We start from the raw sequence: 14,174 nt of genomic DNA, 5'->3' as shown, positions 1-14,174 counted from the left end.
GATAGCGCTGCGCCATGGCGCGCGCACCCCTTCTTCAGCTTTCCGACATCTCCCTGACCTTCGGCGGAGCGCCGATCTTCGACGACCTGTCGCTGGTGGTTCAACCCGGCGACCGGGTGGCGCTGGTGGGCCGCAACGGCTCGGGCAAATCGACCCTTATGAAGGTCATCGCCGGCCTCGTGGAACCAGACCGCGGCACCCGCGTCCTGCACCCCGACGCCTCCGTCGGATACATGGAGCAAGAGCCCGACATGGCCGGCTTCGACTCGCTCGGAGCCTTCGCCGCCGATGACCTGGACGTGGCCGAACATTACCGCATCGAAATGGCCGCCGAGGGCCTCAAGTTCGATCCCGACCGCCCCGTGGCCACCGCCTCGGGTGGCGAGCGCCGCCGCGCCGCGCTGGCCAAGCTGATGGCGCAGGCGCCTGATCTCATGCTGCTGGACGAGCCCACGAACCACCTCGATATCGAGGCCATTGGCTGGCTCGAACAGCAACTGCGCGAAACCCGCGCGGGTTATATCCTTATCTCGCACGACCGCGCCTTCCTGCGCGCGCTCACCCGCGCCACCCTATGGATCGACCGTGGCGCCACACGGCGTCAGGAAAAGGGGTTCGAGGATTTCGAAGCCTGGCGCGACAAGGTCTGGGAGGAAGAGGACCAGGCCCGCCACAAGCTCAACCGCAAGATCGCCGAAGAGGCGCGTTGGGCGGTCGAGGGTATCTCGGCCCGGCGCAAACGCAACCAGGGCCGCGTGCGAAACCTTCAGGCGCTCAGGGCCGAACGCGCCTCGCAGATCAAGCGCCAGGGCACCGCCGCCATGGCGCTGTCCAGCGGCCCGCAGTCGGGGCGCAAGGTGATCGAGGCGCTTGGCATCTCCAAAAGCTTCGAGGGCGCGCCCATCGTGCGCGACTTCTCCCTCACCATCCAGCGCAAGGACCGCGTGGCCTTCATCGGCCCAAACGGCGTCGGCAAGACGACGCTGCTGAATCTCCTGATGAAATCGCTCGAGCCCGACACGGGCGAGGTGCGCCACGGCACCAACCTCGTGCCCGTCGTCTTTGACCAGGCCCGCGCCCAGCTCGATCCCGACATGACCTTGTGGGACAGCCTGACCGGCGATCCCGACATGCGCGTCTCGGGGCAGGCCGATCAGGTCATGGTGCGCGGCACGCCGCGCCACGTGGTGGGCTATCTCAAGGACTTTCTTTTCGACGAACGCCAAGTCCGTGCGCCAGTGCGCTCGCTTTCGGGGGGCGAAAAGGCGCGCCTGCTGCTTGCCAAGCTGATGGCGCGGGACAGCAACCTTCTGGTGCTGGACGAGCCGACCAACGACCTGGATATCGAAACGCTGGATCTGCTTCAGGAACTGCTCGACGATTACGAAGGCACTGTCCTTCTGGTCAGCCACGACCGCGATTTCCTCGACCGCGTCGCCACCACAACAGTCGCCATGGAAGGACGCGGCCGGCAGACCGTCTATGCCGGCGGCTGGACCGACTACATGGCGCAGCGCGCCACGCCCGACGCCCCCGCCGACCACAAACCCGGTAAACCGTCATCTACCGCCGCCACTACGGCTAAGCCCGCCGAACCGGCCAAGCCCCGCAAACCCAAGCTCAGCTTCAAGGATCAGCACCGGCTCGACACGCTTCCGGAAGAAATCGCGCGCCTCGAAGCCGAAATCGCCAAGCTGGAAGGTCTGCTGTCCGACCCCGATCTCTTCACCCGCGAACCGGTCAAGTTCGCCAAAGCGACCGAGGGGCTCAGCACGCGCCAGACCGCGCTGGCACAGGCCGAGGAAGAATGGCTGACATTGGCGGAAAAGGCCGAGAATGCGGGCTAAGGCCGGCTCACTCGTTGACGGATTTCCCTCCGACCTTCATGTCGCTCTTTTCCATCCATTGATGCAACGTGGCTTCCATCTGTTTCACGTTGCGGCTGTCGATGGCCTGCCGCAGCGATTGCAGCGCGTTGGCCATCTCGATCTCCGACAAATGCTTTTCCTGCGCCCGCAGGATTTTGGGGTGCGGCGTGGTCAGCATGTCGGACCCGATCAGCAGTTCCTCGTGCAGCTTTTCACCCGGGCGCAGGCCGGTCACCTCGATCTCGATATCGCCGCCGGGGTTTTCCGCATCGCGCACCGTGTGGCCGGCATTCTCGATCATCCGTCGGGCCAGTTCGTAGATCGGCACTGGTTTCCCCATGTCCAGCACGAAGACGTCACCGCCCCGCGCGAAGGATCCTGTCAGCAAGACCAGACGCACCGCTTCGGGGATGGTCATGAAATACCGCGTCACGTCCTGATGGGTCAGTGTCACCGGTCCGCCGCGTGCGATCTGTTCCTGAAACAGCGGGATGACCGACCCCGACGAGCCCAGCACGTTTCCGAACCGAACCATGGAAAACCGCGTATTGGTCGACCGCGTCGCCAGATCCTGCACCGCCAGCTCGGCAAAGCGTTTGGACGCACCCATGATCGAGGACGGCCGAACCGCCTTGTCCGTCGACACAAGAATGAACCGTTCCACGCCAAGGCGCATCGCCACGCTGGCGACGATTCGCGTCCCGAAGACGTTGTTGCGGATGCCTTCCAGTGCGTTTTGCTCGACCATCGGCACATGCTTGTAGGCCGCGGCGTGCAAGACGATGTCGATTTTGTGGGACCGCATGACATCGGCCATGTGGCTTTCCTCGGTCACGCTGCCCAAGACGGGAATCACCGTCGCCTCGGGCATGATCGCGCTAAGCTCGCGGTGCGTGTCGAACAGGGCCAGTTCACTGTGGTCCAGCAGCACCAGCTTGGTGGGCTGGCACGTCAAAAGCTGCCGTGACAGTTCCGACCCGATCGAGCCGCCAGCCCCGGTAATCAGGATATTGCGGTTGCGATAGGTGTCGTACACGCCCGGCAGGTCAGCGTCGAACCCGGCCCGTCCTAGAAGGGTGTTCACGTCCACAGGTTTCGTTTCGGCCAGACTGGATCCCGAGGTTGCGACAAGGTCCGCGAAGGACGGCATCGCATGGACCTCGCAAGAGGTGTTGGCCAGCCGCTTGATGATGCTCGACTGCACCGCGCGGTTGGCGCTTGGCATGGCAAGCACCACGCGCTTGACCTGATAACGCTGGATCAGGTTTTCCAGATTGGCCGGCGAATATGTGCGCAGCCCCGCGATCGTGATCCCCTGAAGACGCAGATCGTCATCCACAAAGGCCACCGGCGCAACGGCGTCGTCGACCGTCAGAGCGGTCGCCAGTTGCTGACCGGTCTGGCCGGCCCCGTATATGATGATCGGCAGCCGCGCGTTACCGCGCCGGTAAACCGACAACAGCACCTGCCGCAAGAGCAACCGAGATGAGATCGACAGGATCAGGAACAACATGCCCATCACCACGTAAAGCGGTGGCGGGAACAGCATTTCCAGAAGGACGTAGGAAACGAACAGGCCCGTGCCGATCATGACGCAAGCCACCAGCGCCGATTCCACGACGCCCTGCATCTGGTAGGCGTTCAGCTTTATCTTGTGCAGCCCCTGTAGCAGGATCAGCGCCACACCGGTGCACGTCACCAAGGCGATGCTCAGCAGGAAAGCCTGCATGTTCGCGCCAATCGCGTCAGTGCCGAGAAGCAGGACGCCGGCGGCCACGTGCGACAGGGCGATCAGCGCGCCGTCAATAGCCAAAAGGATTTTCTGTTTCTGATGACGGGAAAGCGAAATCGCCAACTTGTAAAGCATCAAGCCCCGCCTCTCGTGATCGTTGGATGTAAAAACTTCAAACTACACACCCATCCAACACTCGTTAACCTTGAGCAGAAATACATCTACACTGATAGGACGAATGGTCCAGAACCCTCAAGCAATATTCTGCTGCGTATGCAAAGCATAGACGCTTTCGGAACACGCTAGATCCTGAAAGTAAAGGTTTTGTCGCCTTATCCGCGAAAGGCGAAAACCCGCCGAACCGTGGCCAGGATAAGGATCAGATCAAAACACACGGTCCGGTTGCGCGCCCAAATGAGGTCGATCTTGGCCTTGGCCGGCACGCAGCGTCGCAGATAGACTGCGTCGGTTTCGCTCTGAGTATGACATTGTGCCAGCAATCGTTCTTCCCGTTTGTGAAAGACCAGCGTGGCCAGACCGGTGACGCCGGGCCGGTTTTTCAGCACCTCGGCGTAAATCTCCGGACACAGCCGCACGAAGCGGGGCAGGGGCGGGCGCGGGCCGACAAAGCTCATGTCGCCGCGCAAGATGTTCCAAAGCTGCGGAAGCTCGTCCAGACGCGTGCGCCGCAGGACGCGGCCCGTGGCCGTGATTCGGCTTTGCTTGTACGCGCCCGAGACCGAGGCGTCCCGATCGGCAGTTGCCATCGTGCGGAACTTCCACAGGGTAAAGCTTTGGCCCGGTGCCTTCATCCGCTTCGATGGGTACAGGATTGGCCGACCGTCCCGCACCAAGACGATCAGGGCGACAATCGCGGTGGGAACGCAGAGCACGGCGGCAAGCACGAGGGCCAACACGATATCCATCAGTCGCTTGCCGGGGGTCATGCGACGCGCTCCAGCGCGGTCAACCCGGCAATCAACGCACCGGCATCGGACGTAGGCCGCACGGCGGGCAGCAGGGACTGCATAAGGCCCGTGTCCAGCGACACCTCCTGCACCGCTTGCGCCGGCGCCGTCCGCCACGTCACGCGCTTTCCCGCGGCGCGGGCCAGGTCGTCCATCCCCACCGGAGCAGCCGCCGCGATGTTCAAGGCAAAGGGCAGGCTGTCGGTCTCTGCCTTGGCCAGCGCGCTCAGCACCCGCAACAGATCCGTTGCTCCGATATAACTGCGCATCGGCCCGCGACCGTCTTCAAACCTGTCCAGAGTGACAGCTCCGTTCGACGTCAGCGCCACGGCCAGACTATCGGCGCCAACCACATTCGCCAGTCGCAGCACGCACTCCTGCACACCTGCGCCGCCCTCTCGCACCCGGCGCTCCATCTCTACTTTCGCCGTGCCATAGGGCGTGCGCGGCGCGAGTCTCGCGGTTTCGGCCAGGCGCGCACCCGGGCCATAGACCGCGGCCGACGACAGGTGAAACACCATTTGCGCACCGCATTCCTGCGCCACCTGCCGCGACAGCGCCACCAGTCTGGCGTTGACCGCAAGGTCCTCGGCACTGCCACTGGTGGCGCCCCACAGCGCCACCAGCGCATCGCAGTCCGGAAGCTGCGCCACGGGGGCGCCCGGCTGCCACTGCACGTCGCGGCCGGCACTGCGCGATTGAAAAACGACCTCCGCACCGGGCACGCCCTCCAGCTGCCTCGCCGCGTAAAGCAACCGGCCAAGCCGCCCGCCCGAGCCCGTGATCAGTATCCGCATGATGGCCGTCCGTTAGGGGAAATTCTGCAAGTTCGCCGACTTTTTCCATTACCCCATTGTCTATCATCACGTCCATGCGATAGGAAACCGAAGCAATCCCTTGGGGGGACAGGTACAGTGAAAAAGAATCTTCGGTTCATTCTGGTGGCCGTATGCGTTGTGGCGTTGTCCGGCTGCGCCCTGCCGCGCGGGGCCGCGGTGCAATCCGAGGTTCTCAAGGAACAAAAGTCCGAAAACCCTTCGTTTCAGCTGGTTGAGGTCACGCGTGAGCTGACGCCGCTGCTGGCCAAATGGCCGCAAAGCGGAACGCACGGACATTACCATTGGTTCGGCGCCGATCACGGTCCTGACTCTTCGACGATCCAGACCGGCGACACCGTCAATATCGTGGTGTGGGACAGCGAAGAGAACTCGCTTTTGACCGGCCCCGACGGCACCGCCGCAGAGATTCCGCCGCAGACGGTCTCGGCCACGGGCCGCGTGTTCCTGCCCTATGTCGGAGAGGTCTCGGTGCGCGGACTCACTCCGTCCTCCGCGCGGGTGCGCCTGCAATCGCAGTTCGAGCAGATCCAGCCATCGGCGCAGGTTCAGCTTTCGGTTGTGCCAGGGCGCAACAACTCGGTCGATATGGTCGGCGGTGTCGGGGCCCCGGGCCGCCTGCCGCTGGAAAGCCGGAATACGCGTCTGCTAAGCGTCATCGCCCAGGCGGGCGGCGTCAACTCCTCGCTGCGCAACCCCCTGGTTCGCCTGCAACGCGGTGGTCGCACCTATGAGACGCGCGTCTCTTCGGTGCTTGAGAACGCCAATCGCAACATTCGCGTCGTCGGCGGCGATCAGATCGTCGTGGTCGAAGACGAGCGCAGCTTCACCTCCCTCGGGGCAACCGGCAGCCAGAAGATCATCTATTTCGAAAAGGAACGCATGACCGTGATGGAGGCGCTGTCGTCGACCAGCGGCCTGAATGCCGGCACCGCGAACCCCAAGGGCGTCCTGATCCTGCGCGACTACCAGCCCAGGGATCTCAAGCCCGGTCTCGCCGGTCCGAACAAGCAGCAGGTCGTCTTCAGCTTTGATCTTACGTCGGCAGACGGTCTGTTCGCCGCGCGCCAGTTCTATATGCAGCCCGACGACACGCTTTACGCAACCGAGTCGCCGATCAACTCGGCCCGGACCATCATCGGGCTCTTCGGCACGATCATCGGCGTCACTGGTTCGGTCAACAACGTCACCAACTGATCAAAACGTTTCGCTTTTGACCTGAGCCATCAGCCAAAGGCGAAACGCGTGCGATGATTGGCGGTTGTCCTGCGTTTCACGGGGAAGCCGTGGTTCAGGTTTGTCGCGAAACGCTTCACGCACCCGCCGATCAGATGATGGCCAGCCTCTCGGCCCGCTCCGGGTCCGGGAAGGGGCGGTACAGTGCAAAGTCCGCCTTGTCGATCATGTCGTGCATCCGGGCATACAGCGTCTCCGCCTCGTCGCCCTGTTGGCCAACCCAGCGGAACGCCATGTCAAGCTGGGCCATATCCGACACTTCGATCTGAAGCAGGAAATCGCGATAGACGTCCGACGCCAGGTTCAGCTTGCGGCGCAGCAGCGTCCACGCGCCCACCACGCCGGCGGCCTGCAAGTGGGCCATCCAGTTTTCCAGCGCCGCAGCGAACAGCATCGCCTGGGCATCCTTCTTTAGGTCGATCTGGCAGGTGTAAACGGTCATGACGCGCGGCTTACCTTTGGAACTGCGCGCAGTATCACACGAAAACCTTGCCAAATGGTTCGCGCCCGCCCGGGCAGAGCGGGGTTACCCCGTGGCAAAGATATTGTCGATGTCGATGTCCGGTTCGTCCTCGCGTCGCCCAGACACCACCTTTGGCGCCCGCGACTCGGCTGCTGCGGCGGGTGCCGGGGCCTGGGGCGTTCGGGCGTGCATCAGCGGCTGCATCGAGTGCTTCAGGCGCGATTGGGGTTGTGCACGTTCCGAAGGTGCGGCACCGGTGGTCACGCGGCGCGGCACGACAAATTGATCGGCCGTCAGGCGCTGCGCCGCGCCGCGCCGCATCACAAGCGCCGCGCGGCTGACCTCGGACCGCTTCAGGCAGCTATAGCTCAGCAGTACCGCGCAAACCATCGTCAGGTCGCGCCAGAACGGTTCGACCAGCGCGGTTTCGGCCAGCACCAGGTTCTGCGTGACGCTGCTGGCGAATATGAATATGGCCAGCATCAGCGATGTCAGCCGCAAATACAGCCCCAGCATGAACGCCGCCGTGACCGAAAATAGCACAACCGTCCCGACCAGATCGGCGGTGCCAGGGTCGGTGATCGACAAAAACAGCGCAGGCGGCGCGACACCGGAAATCAGGCCAAGCGCGATCGCCATGAAATAAGATCCGATAACGACGCGGATCATGTTCAGACCCGGATAGTCGATCCAGCGTTGTTGTCTTTGCATCAAGGTCATACCCGCCCCAGGGGCAGCAGATATCCGGGGCATCCTTGACCTTTTTTTGCCGACGAATTTAGGCGAAATTCGTTCAAAACGACGTGTTTTGAGCGGCATCCCCGAAAAATCAGGTGGCCTCCTGGTCCTCCGCATTCGTCTCTGCTGTCTCTGTGTCCAGCAATTCCTCTTCTCCGGTCTCCGCAATCCACGCCACGCTGACGACCTTCTCGCCTTTGCCGGTGTTGAACACCTTCACGCCGCCGGCGCTGCGCGACCTGAACGAAATACCCTCGACCGGCACCCGGATCGACTGCCCGCGCGAGGTGGCCAGCATGATCTGATCCTCCATCTCTACCGGGAAGGACGCCACCAGCGCACCGCCGCGCATGGCCTTGTCCATAGCCTGCACGCCCATGCCACCGCGTCCGCGCACAGGGTAGTCGTGGCTCGAACTCAGCTTGCCCGCGCCCTGTTCGGTGATGGTCAGGATCAGGTTTTCCGCCGCCTGCATCTCTTCGAACCGTTCGGGGGGCAGAGGCGCGTCGGCATTGCCTTCGTCCTCGCCGGTCTCGCCATCCTCCGCGCCGGCCATCTGGCGGCGCATCTTCAGATAGGCGGCCCGTTCGTCGGGGCTGGCCTCGAAATGCCGGATGATCGACATCGAGACGAGCGTATCCCCGTTCTGAAGCCGGATCCCCCGCACGCCTGTGGAATCGCGCCCCTTGAATACCCGCACATCGGTCGTCCGGAACCGGATCGCCCGGCCTGAATCGGTGACCAGCATCACGTCATCGTCCTCGGAACAGATCCGCACGTTGACCAGCCGGGTGTTCTCATCGGGCAGCTTCATCGCGATCTTGCCGTTCGACTTGACGTTGGTGAAATCGCTCAGCGCGTTGCGCCGCACGTCCCCGGCCGAGGTGGCAAAGAAGATCTGAAGGTTCTCCCACTCCTCTTCCGGTACGTCCACCGGCATGATCGCCGCGATGCTGACGCCGGTGGGTATGGGCAGGATGTTCACGATCGCCTTGCCCTTCGATGTCCGCCCGCCCAGCGGCAGCCGCCAGGTCTTCAACTTGTAGACCATCCCGTCGGTGGTGAAGAATAGCAGCTGGGTATGCGTGTTGGCCACGAAAAGCGTGGTCACCACGTCCTCTTCCTTGGTCTGCATCCCCGACAGGCCCTTGCCGCCGCGCTTTTGCGCGCGGAAATCGGCCAGCGCCGTGCGCTTGATATAGCCGCCCGAGGTTACGGTCACGACCATGTCCTCGCGCTCGATCAGGTCCTCGTCCTCCATGTCGCCCGACCAGTCGACGATCTCGGTGCGGCGGGGGACGGAGAACTGGTCCTTAACCTCCTGCAATTCATCGGAAATGATTTGCATGATCCGCTCGCGGCTGGCGAGGATGGCGAGGTACTCCTTGATCTTGCCAGCCAGCTCCTGGAGCTCGTCGGTGACCTCTTTCACGCCAAGCTGCGTCAGGCGTTGCAGGCGCAGTTCCAGGATGGCGCGGGCCTGTGTTTCGGACAGGTTGTAGGTGCCGTCGTCATTCGCCTTGTGTGTCGGGTCGTCGATCAGGGCGATGTATTCCAGGATATCGCCAGCCGGCCAGCGCCGGGTCATCAGCTTTTCACGCGCCTCGGCGGCGTCGGCGGAGGCGCGGATGGTCGCCACGACCTCGTCGACATTGCTGACCGCGACGGCCAGGCCGCACAGCACGTGGCTGCGTTCGCGGGCCTTGCGCAGGTCATAGGCGGTGCGCCGCGCCACCACGTCCTCGCGGAACGAGATGAAGGCGCTGAGGAAGCCGTAAAGCGTCAGCTGTTCAGGCCGCCCGCCGTTGAGCGCCAGCATGTTGCAGCCGAAATGCGTCTGCATCGGGGTAAAGCGGAAGAGCTGGTTCAGCACCACCTCGGCGGTGGCGTCACGCTTCAACTCGACCACCACGCGCACGCCGTGACGGTCGGATTCGTCCTGCACATGGGTGATGCCCTCGATGCGTTTCTCGCGCACGGTCTCGGCGATCTTCTCGATCATCGCCGATTTGTTCACCTGATAGGGAATCTCTTCGATAATAATGGCATAGCGGTCTTTTTTGATCTCCTCGATGCGGGTCTTGGCCCGCACGATCACGCTGCCCCGCCCCTCGATATACGCCTTCCGCGCGCCCGAGCGGCCCAGCATGATACCGCCCGTGGGAAAGTCCGGGCCGGGGATGTATTCGATCAGCTGTTCGGAGCTCAGATCGGGGTTCTCGATCAGGGCCAAGGTGGCGTCGATGACCTCGCCCAGGTTGTGCGGCGGGATGTTCGTCGCCATGCCCACGGCGATACCGCCGGCGCCGTTGACCAGCATGTTGGGAAACCGTGCCGGCAGGACCGTGGGTTCGCGATCCTTGCCGTCGTAGTTGTCCTGAAAGTCGACGGTTTCCTTCTCGATATCGGCCAGCAGCGCGCCTGCGGGCTTGTCCATCCGCACCTCGGTATAACGCATGGCGGCGGGGTTGTCCCCGTCCATGGAGCCGAAGTTGCCCTGACCGTCAAGTAGCGGTAAAGACATGGAAAAATCCTGCGCCATCCGCACCAGCGCGTCGTAGATCGCGCTGTCGCCGTGAGGGTGGTATTTACCCATGACGTCACCCACGGGGCGGGCGGATTTGCGGTAGGCCTTGTCGTGGGTATTGCCGGTCTCGTGCATGGCGTAAAGGATGCGCCGGTGCACGGGTTTCAGCCCGTCGCGGAGGTCGGGAATGGCGCGGCTGACGATCACCGACATGGCGTAGTCCAGATAGGACGTCTTCATCTCGTCGATGATCGACACCGAAGGTCCGTCGTAAACGGGGCGCTCTGGCGGCATTTCGTCTTCGTTTTCAGGGGTTTCCGGCGTGTCGTTCACGTGCTATCCCGTCCTGTCGCAATTGTTCTATATCTTGTTGCGAAAACTATACCAGAGGCAGGATATGGGGTGCAATGGCCCGTGTCCCCCGCATTTGGCAGCCAGCAGGGAAGGGTGATAACATACTGTTTTTATTGAAAACTAATTATTTCGTGCCACACTCTGAATCATAACAATAAGAGTGGTGCCAACATGGAAAACACGACGGAGCTTTCGGAAACCGAACTGATGCTGAAGGGCTATGGCCTGACGACGGCGGAGTTTTATTACCACATGCCGGATTATGCGCATGTTATCAATACCTTCGTATGGCAGGACTACGACCTCGCCCCGGACCATCCCAAGCTCTTCAAGTTCATCGAATTCTGGCAGGACGAGATCGAGGGACCGCTGCATTCGGTGCAGTTCATCCACCGCAAGATGATCAGTCCCGGCGAATGGCGGCAGGTCACGGGCGAATTCTATTTGAATTGAGCACGGTCGGTTAACCGATCGGCGCAACAGGGAAAAATCGTGGGGGTGACACGCGTGCACCCCCCGTGCACCCCCGGTACACCGCGCGGTGCCTCTGCCGGGCGTTAACAAATGGGCGGTCAAGGTGGCGGGCGATGCCGCTGTCACCAGGAACGAGGCCCGACCATGCGCCGTACCGCCCCCTCCCAGTCCCCCCGCGCCGCCATGTTGCAGGAATTGCGCGAACTGCAAGAGGTGCTGACCGAGCAGTGGCTGGACCACTCGCTGCCCGACGAGTGGGAAGGGCTGGAAAGCCGCGAGCCGATCCCGCGCCCCAAGACGCGGGTGACGATTCGGCTGGACAGCGACATGGTGAAATGGTTCCGCCGCCTTGGCCCCGGTTACGGCGCGCGCATGAACAGGGTTCTTCGGCTCTATTGGCTGGCGCTGATCGAGGGGCGGGTCGTCGCCCATTGGGACGAAAAGCCGGCGGGTCCGAAATTTGCCCAGTACCGGAACCGGCAGATGGAGATCCTGCAAGAACAGCGCGCCCGGCGCATGAACGAGGACGCGGATGATGACGACGAAGATGAGGACGACACCCCGTTCCCCGCGATCAAGATAGATTTCGGAGACGGCGAGTGAGATGCGCCGCTCGCGCCCCGGATCAGTAGGGCGGGCAGCTTGCGGGCGGTGGCGGCATGTCCGGCAGGGCGCAGCCGCAATGGGATTGCATCAAGGTGAACCGTTTGCTGCGCAGGCCCATCCGCTGAAGCTGGCGATGCACCTCGCGCAGCCGGGGCCGGGCGCCTGTGCCAAGTTCGCGGTCCATCACCCTGCGGCCCTGGAAATGTGTCTGGAATGCCGCGTCGTCCGCGCCCTCCGGCAGGTGCCCCAGCGCGACCGCCTGTCGCTTGGTGCAATCGACCAGCACATAGGTCGGCGCGTAGCCTTCGGCGTCGGGATCGATCTGGGAAAAAAGAACGGTGTTGCCATCCGCATGGTCCAGAACGGCAATCTGCCCGTTCGAGACCTCGCAGACCGGCGGCGGAAGGGCGCAGGCGGCTGCATGGGGTGAGGCGCCAAGCGCGATGAGCGCGGCAAGCGTAACGGTGCGGAGCATCATGGTGCGACCTCAATCTAGAAAAAGGGCGCGTGGCAAATCACGCGCCCTAGTAGGTCGCATCGGATCCGTGAGTGGTTCAAACCCTTTGGTGTTCAGGGGATGATGCGGGTATACTTGGTGCCTTCCAGCGACGCGCCCACCAGCGCGCCCGCCTGGCCGAAGATCACCGCCAGCACGGGCGTGCTGGCCGTGGTGGTGTCGGCGCGCAGGTTTTCGCCCTGGTCCGAGAACACGTATTCGATATCCGCGCCCGCGACCCAGCCAGACGCGCGGCGGAAGCCGGCCAGTGAGTCCTGGGTCATGAAGAACAGAACGTGCGCGAATTGCTGCGCCCCGATCTGAAGCCCGACACTGCCCTTGGTGGCGGAGTAGTAGTCGACCGTCGCACCGCCCACGCGCAGCGCCCCGCGGCCATAGCCGCCGCCGACGATAAAGCCGCCCTCTGTGATCAGGGGCATGACAAGCTGGCCCACCGACTTGGCCGCGATGTCGCGGGTCTGGGGGTAGCGGGTGTAAAGGTAGTTGAGCGTCGAGTCGACGCGGGCGTCGATCTTTTGCGAGCCGACGCTGCCCACCCCGTTGCCGCAGGCGGCCAGAAGGGGGGACGCGGCCAGCGCGCCAAGCGTGAAGCTTCGCCGGGAAAGGTTTTTCATGATACTGCCTGTTCGTTGCCTGATCCGTGGCCGGTCTTTTGTAAAATGCCGGTCTATGCCCACACTATAGGGGGGAAGGCCGGCGGTGTCACCACAGTTTGTGGTGTCCGGGCGGATAAGCGGGAAGTTGCGCGAGCCTTATCCCTGTAGCATACGCGCCACGGCTGGGGCGAAATAGGTCAGGATGCCGTCGCAGCCGGCCCGTTTGAAGGCCATCAGGCTTTCGACCATGGCGCGGTCGTGGTCGATCCAGCCGTTCTGCGCCGCGGCCTGGATCATCGCGTACTCGCCCGACACCTGGTAGGCATAGGTGGGCGCGCCGAATTCATCCTTCACCCGGCGGCAGATATCCAGATAGGGCATTCCGGGCTTGACCATCACCATGTCGGCACCTTCGGTCAGGTCGCGGGCGACGCAGCGCAGCGCCTCGTCGGAATTGGCGGGGTCCATCTGGTAGGTCTTCTTGTCGCCCTTGAGTGCGCCCGAAGCCCCCACCGCGTCGCGGAAGGGGCCGTAGAACGCGCTGGCGTATTTGGCGGCGTAGCTGAGCAGGAGCGTGTTCTTGTGGCCTTCGGATTCCAGTGCTGCGCGCAGGGCACCGATGCGGCCGTCCATCATGTCCGAGGGGCCGATGATGTCGACCCCCGCTGCGGCCTGGCTGAGGGCCTGCTTGACCAGCGCCTCGATGGTTTCGTCGTTGAGGATCTCTCCATCCACCACGAACCCGTCATGGCCAGTGTCGGAATAGGGGTCGAGCGCCACGTCGGTCATGATGGCGATGTCGGGCACCGCGTCCTTGATGGCGCGGGTGGCGCGGTTCGACAGGTTGTCGGGGTTCCAGGCTTCGGCGCAATCCGAGGTGCGGTTCTCGGCCGAGGTATAGGGAAAGAGGCAGATTGCGGGAATGCCAAGGCTTTGCGCCTCGCGGGCGGCCTCGACCACGCGGTCGACGCTGCGGCGCAGGACGCCGGGCATCGAGGGCACAGGTTCCTCGACGCCGTCGCCGTCGCGCACGAAGACCGGCCAGATCAGGTCGGCCGGGGTCAGCGTGTTCTGCGCCACCAGCGCGCGGATCGCGGGGGTGGCGCGGGTGCGGCGCAGGCGCGTGACAGGAAAGGGTCCTTGGGTGGGACGCATGACGGCCATCCTTTTTCTTCGACGCCAACTGAGTGGCATGGAAATTCCCCCATCTCAAGGGTAGGAATTGGGGCAAAGCGGCGCTAAGAGGTGCCCGGATAGAG

13 protein-coding genes are annotated in these 14,174 nt (G+C 63.3%); 4 read left to right on the top strand and 9 right to left on the bottom strand.

The window, feature by feature from the left end; all coding sequences use genetic code 11:
• Nucleotides 1-14 precede the first annotated feature (14 nt).
• A complete protein-coding gene (locus XM53_RS01195; protein ID WP_057789457.1) occupies nt 15-1,847 on the top strand; it encodes an ABC-F family ATP-binding cassette domain-containing protein in 1,833 nt (610 codons plus the stop codon).
• Nucleotides 1,848-1,854: 7 nt separating this feature from the next.
• On the opposite strand, the gene XM53_RS01190 is transcribed toward XM53_RS01195, so the two are convergent.
• The 3 genes from XM53_RS01190 to XM53_RS01180 form a co-directional block, all read right to left on the bottom strand.
• Nucleotides 1,855-3,735 carry a polysaccharide biosynthesis protein gene (locus tag XM53_RS01190; protein ID WP_057789456.1) on the bottom strand — a complete coding sequence of 627 codons (1,881 nt, stop codon included), beginning with the start codon at nt 3,733-3,735 and terminating at the stop codon, nt 1,855-1,857.
• Between the two features lie 197 nt (nt 3,736-3,932).
• A complete protein-coding gene (locus XM53_RS01185) occupies nt 3,933-4,547 on the bottom strand; it encodes a sugar transferase (protein ID WP_057789455.1) in 615 nt (204 codons plus the stop codon).
• Nucleotides 4,544-5,365: an NAD-dependent epimerase/dehydratase family protein gene (locus XM53_RS01180; protein WP_057789453.1), complete on the bottom strand. Its 822-nt coding sequence runs from the start codon at nt 5,363-5,365 to the stop codon at nt 4,544-4,546. The genes XM53_RS01185 and XM53_RS01180 overlap by 4 nt, the downstream gene beginning before the upstream one ends.
• 117 nt (nt 5,366-5,482) lie before the next feature.
• On the opposite strand from XM53_RS01180, the gene XM53_RS01175 reads away from it, so the two are divergent.
• Nucleotides 5,483-6,601, top strand: coding sequence for a polysaccharide biosynthesis/export family protein (locus XM53_RS01175; protein ID WP_236544394.1), 1,119 nt, complete (start codon nt 5,483-5,485; stop codon nt 6,599-6,601).
• Nucleotides 6,602-6,731: 130 nt separating this feature from the next.
• Here XM53_RS01175 and XM53_RS01170 read toward each other — a convergent pair whose 3' ends face one another.
• The 3 genes from XM53_RS01170 to gyrA all read right to left on the bottom strand — a co-directional run bounded on the left by XM53_RS01170 (nt 6,732) and on the right by gyrA (nt 10,662).
• The gene (locus XM53_RS01170) at nt 6,732-7,082 is read right to left on the bottom strand and encodes a DUF6614 family protein (RefSeq protein ID WP_057789452.1); all 351 of its coding nucleotides are present in this window, start codon (nt 7,080-7,082) and stop codon (nt 6,732-6,734) included.
• An 84-nt stretch (nt 7,083-7,166) separates the two neighbouring features.
• Entirely contained in the window at nt 7,167-7,922 is a 756-nt protein-coding gene (locus XM53_RS01165) for a hypothetical protein (RefSeq protein ID WP_160321351.1), read from the bottom strand.
• A 10-nt stretch (nt 7,923-7,932) separates the two neighbouring features.
• Complete coding sequence (gene gyrA / locus XM53_RS01160; RefSeq protein WP_057790276.1) at nt 7,933-10,662, bottom strand: DNA gyrase subunit A; 2,730 nt, start codon at nt 10,660-10,662, stop codon at nt 7,933-7,935.
• 231 nt (nt 10,663-10,893) lie between these two features.
• On the opposite strand from gyrA, the gene XM53_RS01155 reads away from it, so the two are divergent.
• Together XM53_RS01155 and XM53_RS01150 are read left to right on the top strand one after the other, a co-directional pair.
• Nucleotides 10,894-11,175, top strand: a complete 282-nt coding sequence (locus tag XM53_RS01155; RefSeq protein ID WP_057789449.1) for an usg protein — start codon at nt 10,894-10,896, stop codon at nt 11,173-11,175.
• 165 nt (nt 11,176-11,340) lie between these two features.
• The gene (locus XM53_RS01150; protein ID WP_057789448.1) at nt 11,341-11,799 is read left to right on the top strand and encodes a BrnA antitoxin family protein; all 459 of its coding nucleotides are present in this window, start codon (nt 11,341-11,343) and stop codon (nt 11,797-11,799) included.
• A 22-nt stretch (nt 11,800-11,821) separates the two neighbouring features.
• Here XM53_RS01150 and XM53_RS01145 read toward each other — a convergent pair whose 3' ends face one another.
• The 3 genes from XM53_RS01145 to hemB form a co-directional block, all read right to left on the bottom strand.
• Entirely contained in the window at nt 11,822-12,280 is a 459-nt protein-coding gene (locus XM53_RS01145) for a hypothetical protein (RefSeq protein ID WP_057789447.1), read from the bottom strand.
• Nucleotides 12,281-12,372: 92 nt separating this feature from the next.
• Nucleotides 12,373-12,933, bottom strand: a complete 561-nt coding sequence (locus XM53_RS01140; RefSeq protein ID WP_057789446.1) for a lipid-binding SYLF domain-containing protein — start codon at nt 12,931-12,933, stop codon at nt 12,373-12,375.
• Between the two features lie 138 nt (nt 12,934-13,071).
• Complete coding sequence (gene hemB, locus XM53_RS01135) at nt 13,072-14,070, bottom strand: porphobilinogen synthase (protein WP_057789444.1); 999 nt, start codon at nt 14,068-14,070, stop codon at nt 13,072-13,074.
• Nucleotides 14,071-14,174: the final 104 nt, after the last annotated feature.

This window comes from Roseovarius atlanticus (assembly GCF_001441615.1).
Lineage (GTDB): Bacteria > Pseudomonadota > Alphaproteobacteria > Rhodobacterales > Rhodobacteraceae > Roseovarius > Roseovarius atlanticus.
The sequence above is the reverse complement of the archived record's forward strand: the minus strand, read 5'-3'. Positions and strand labels throughout refer to the sequence as shown.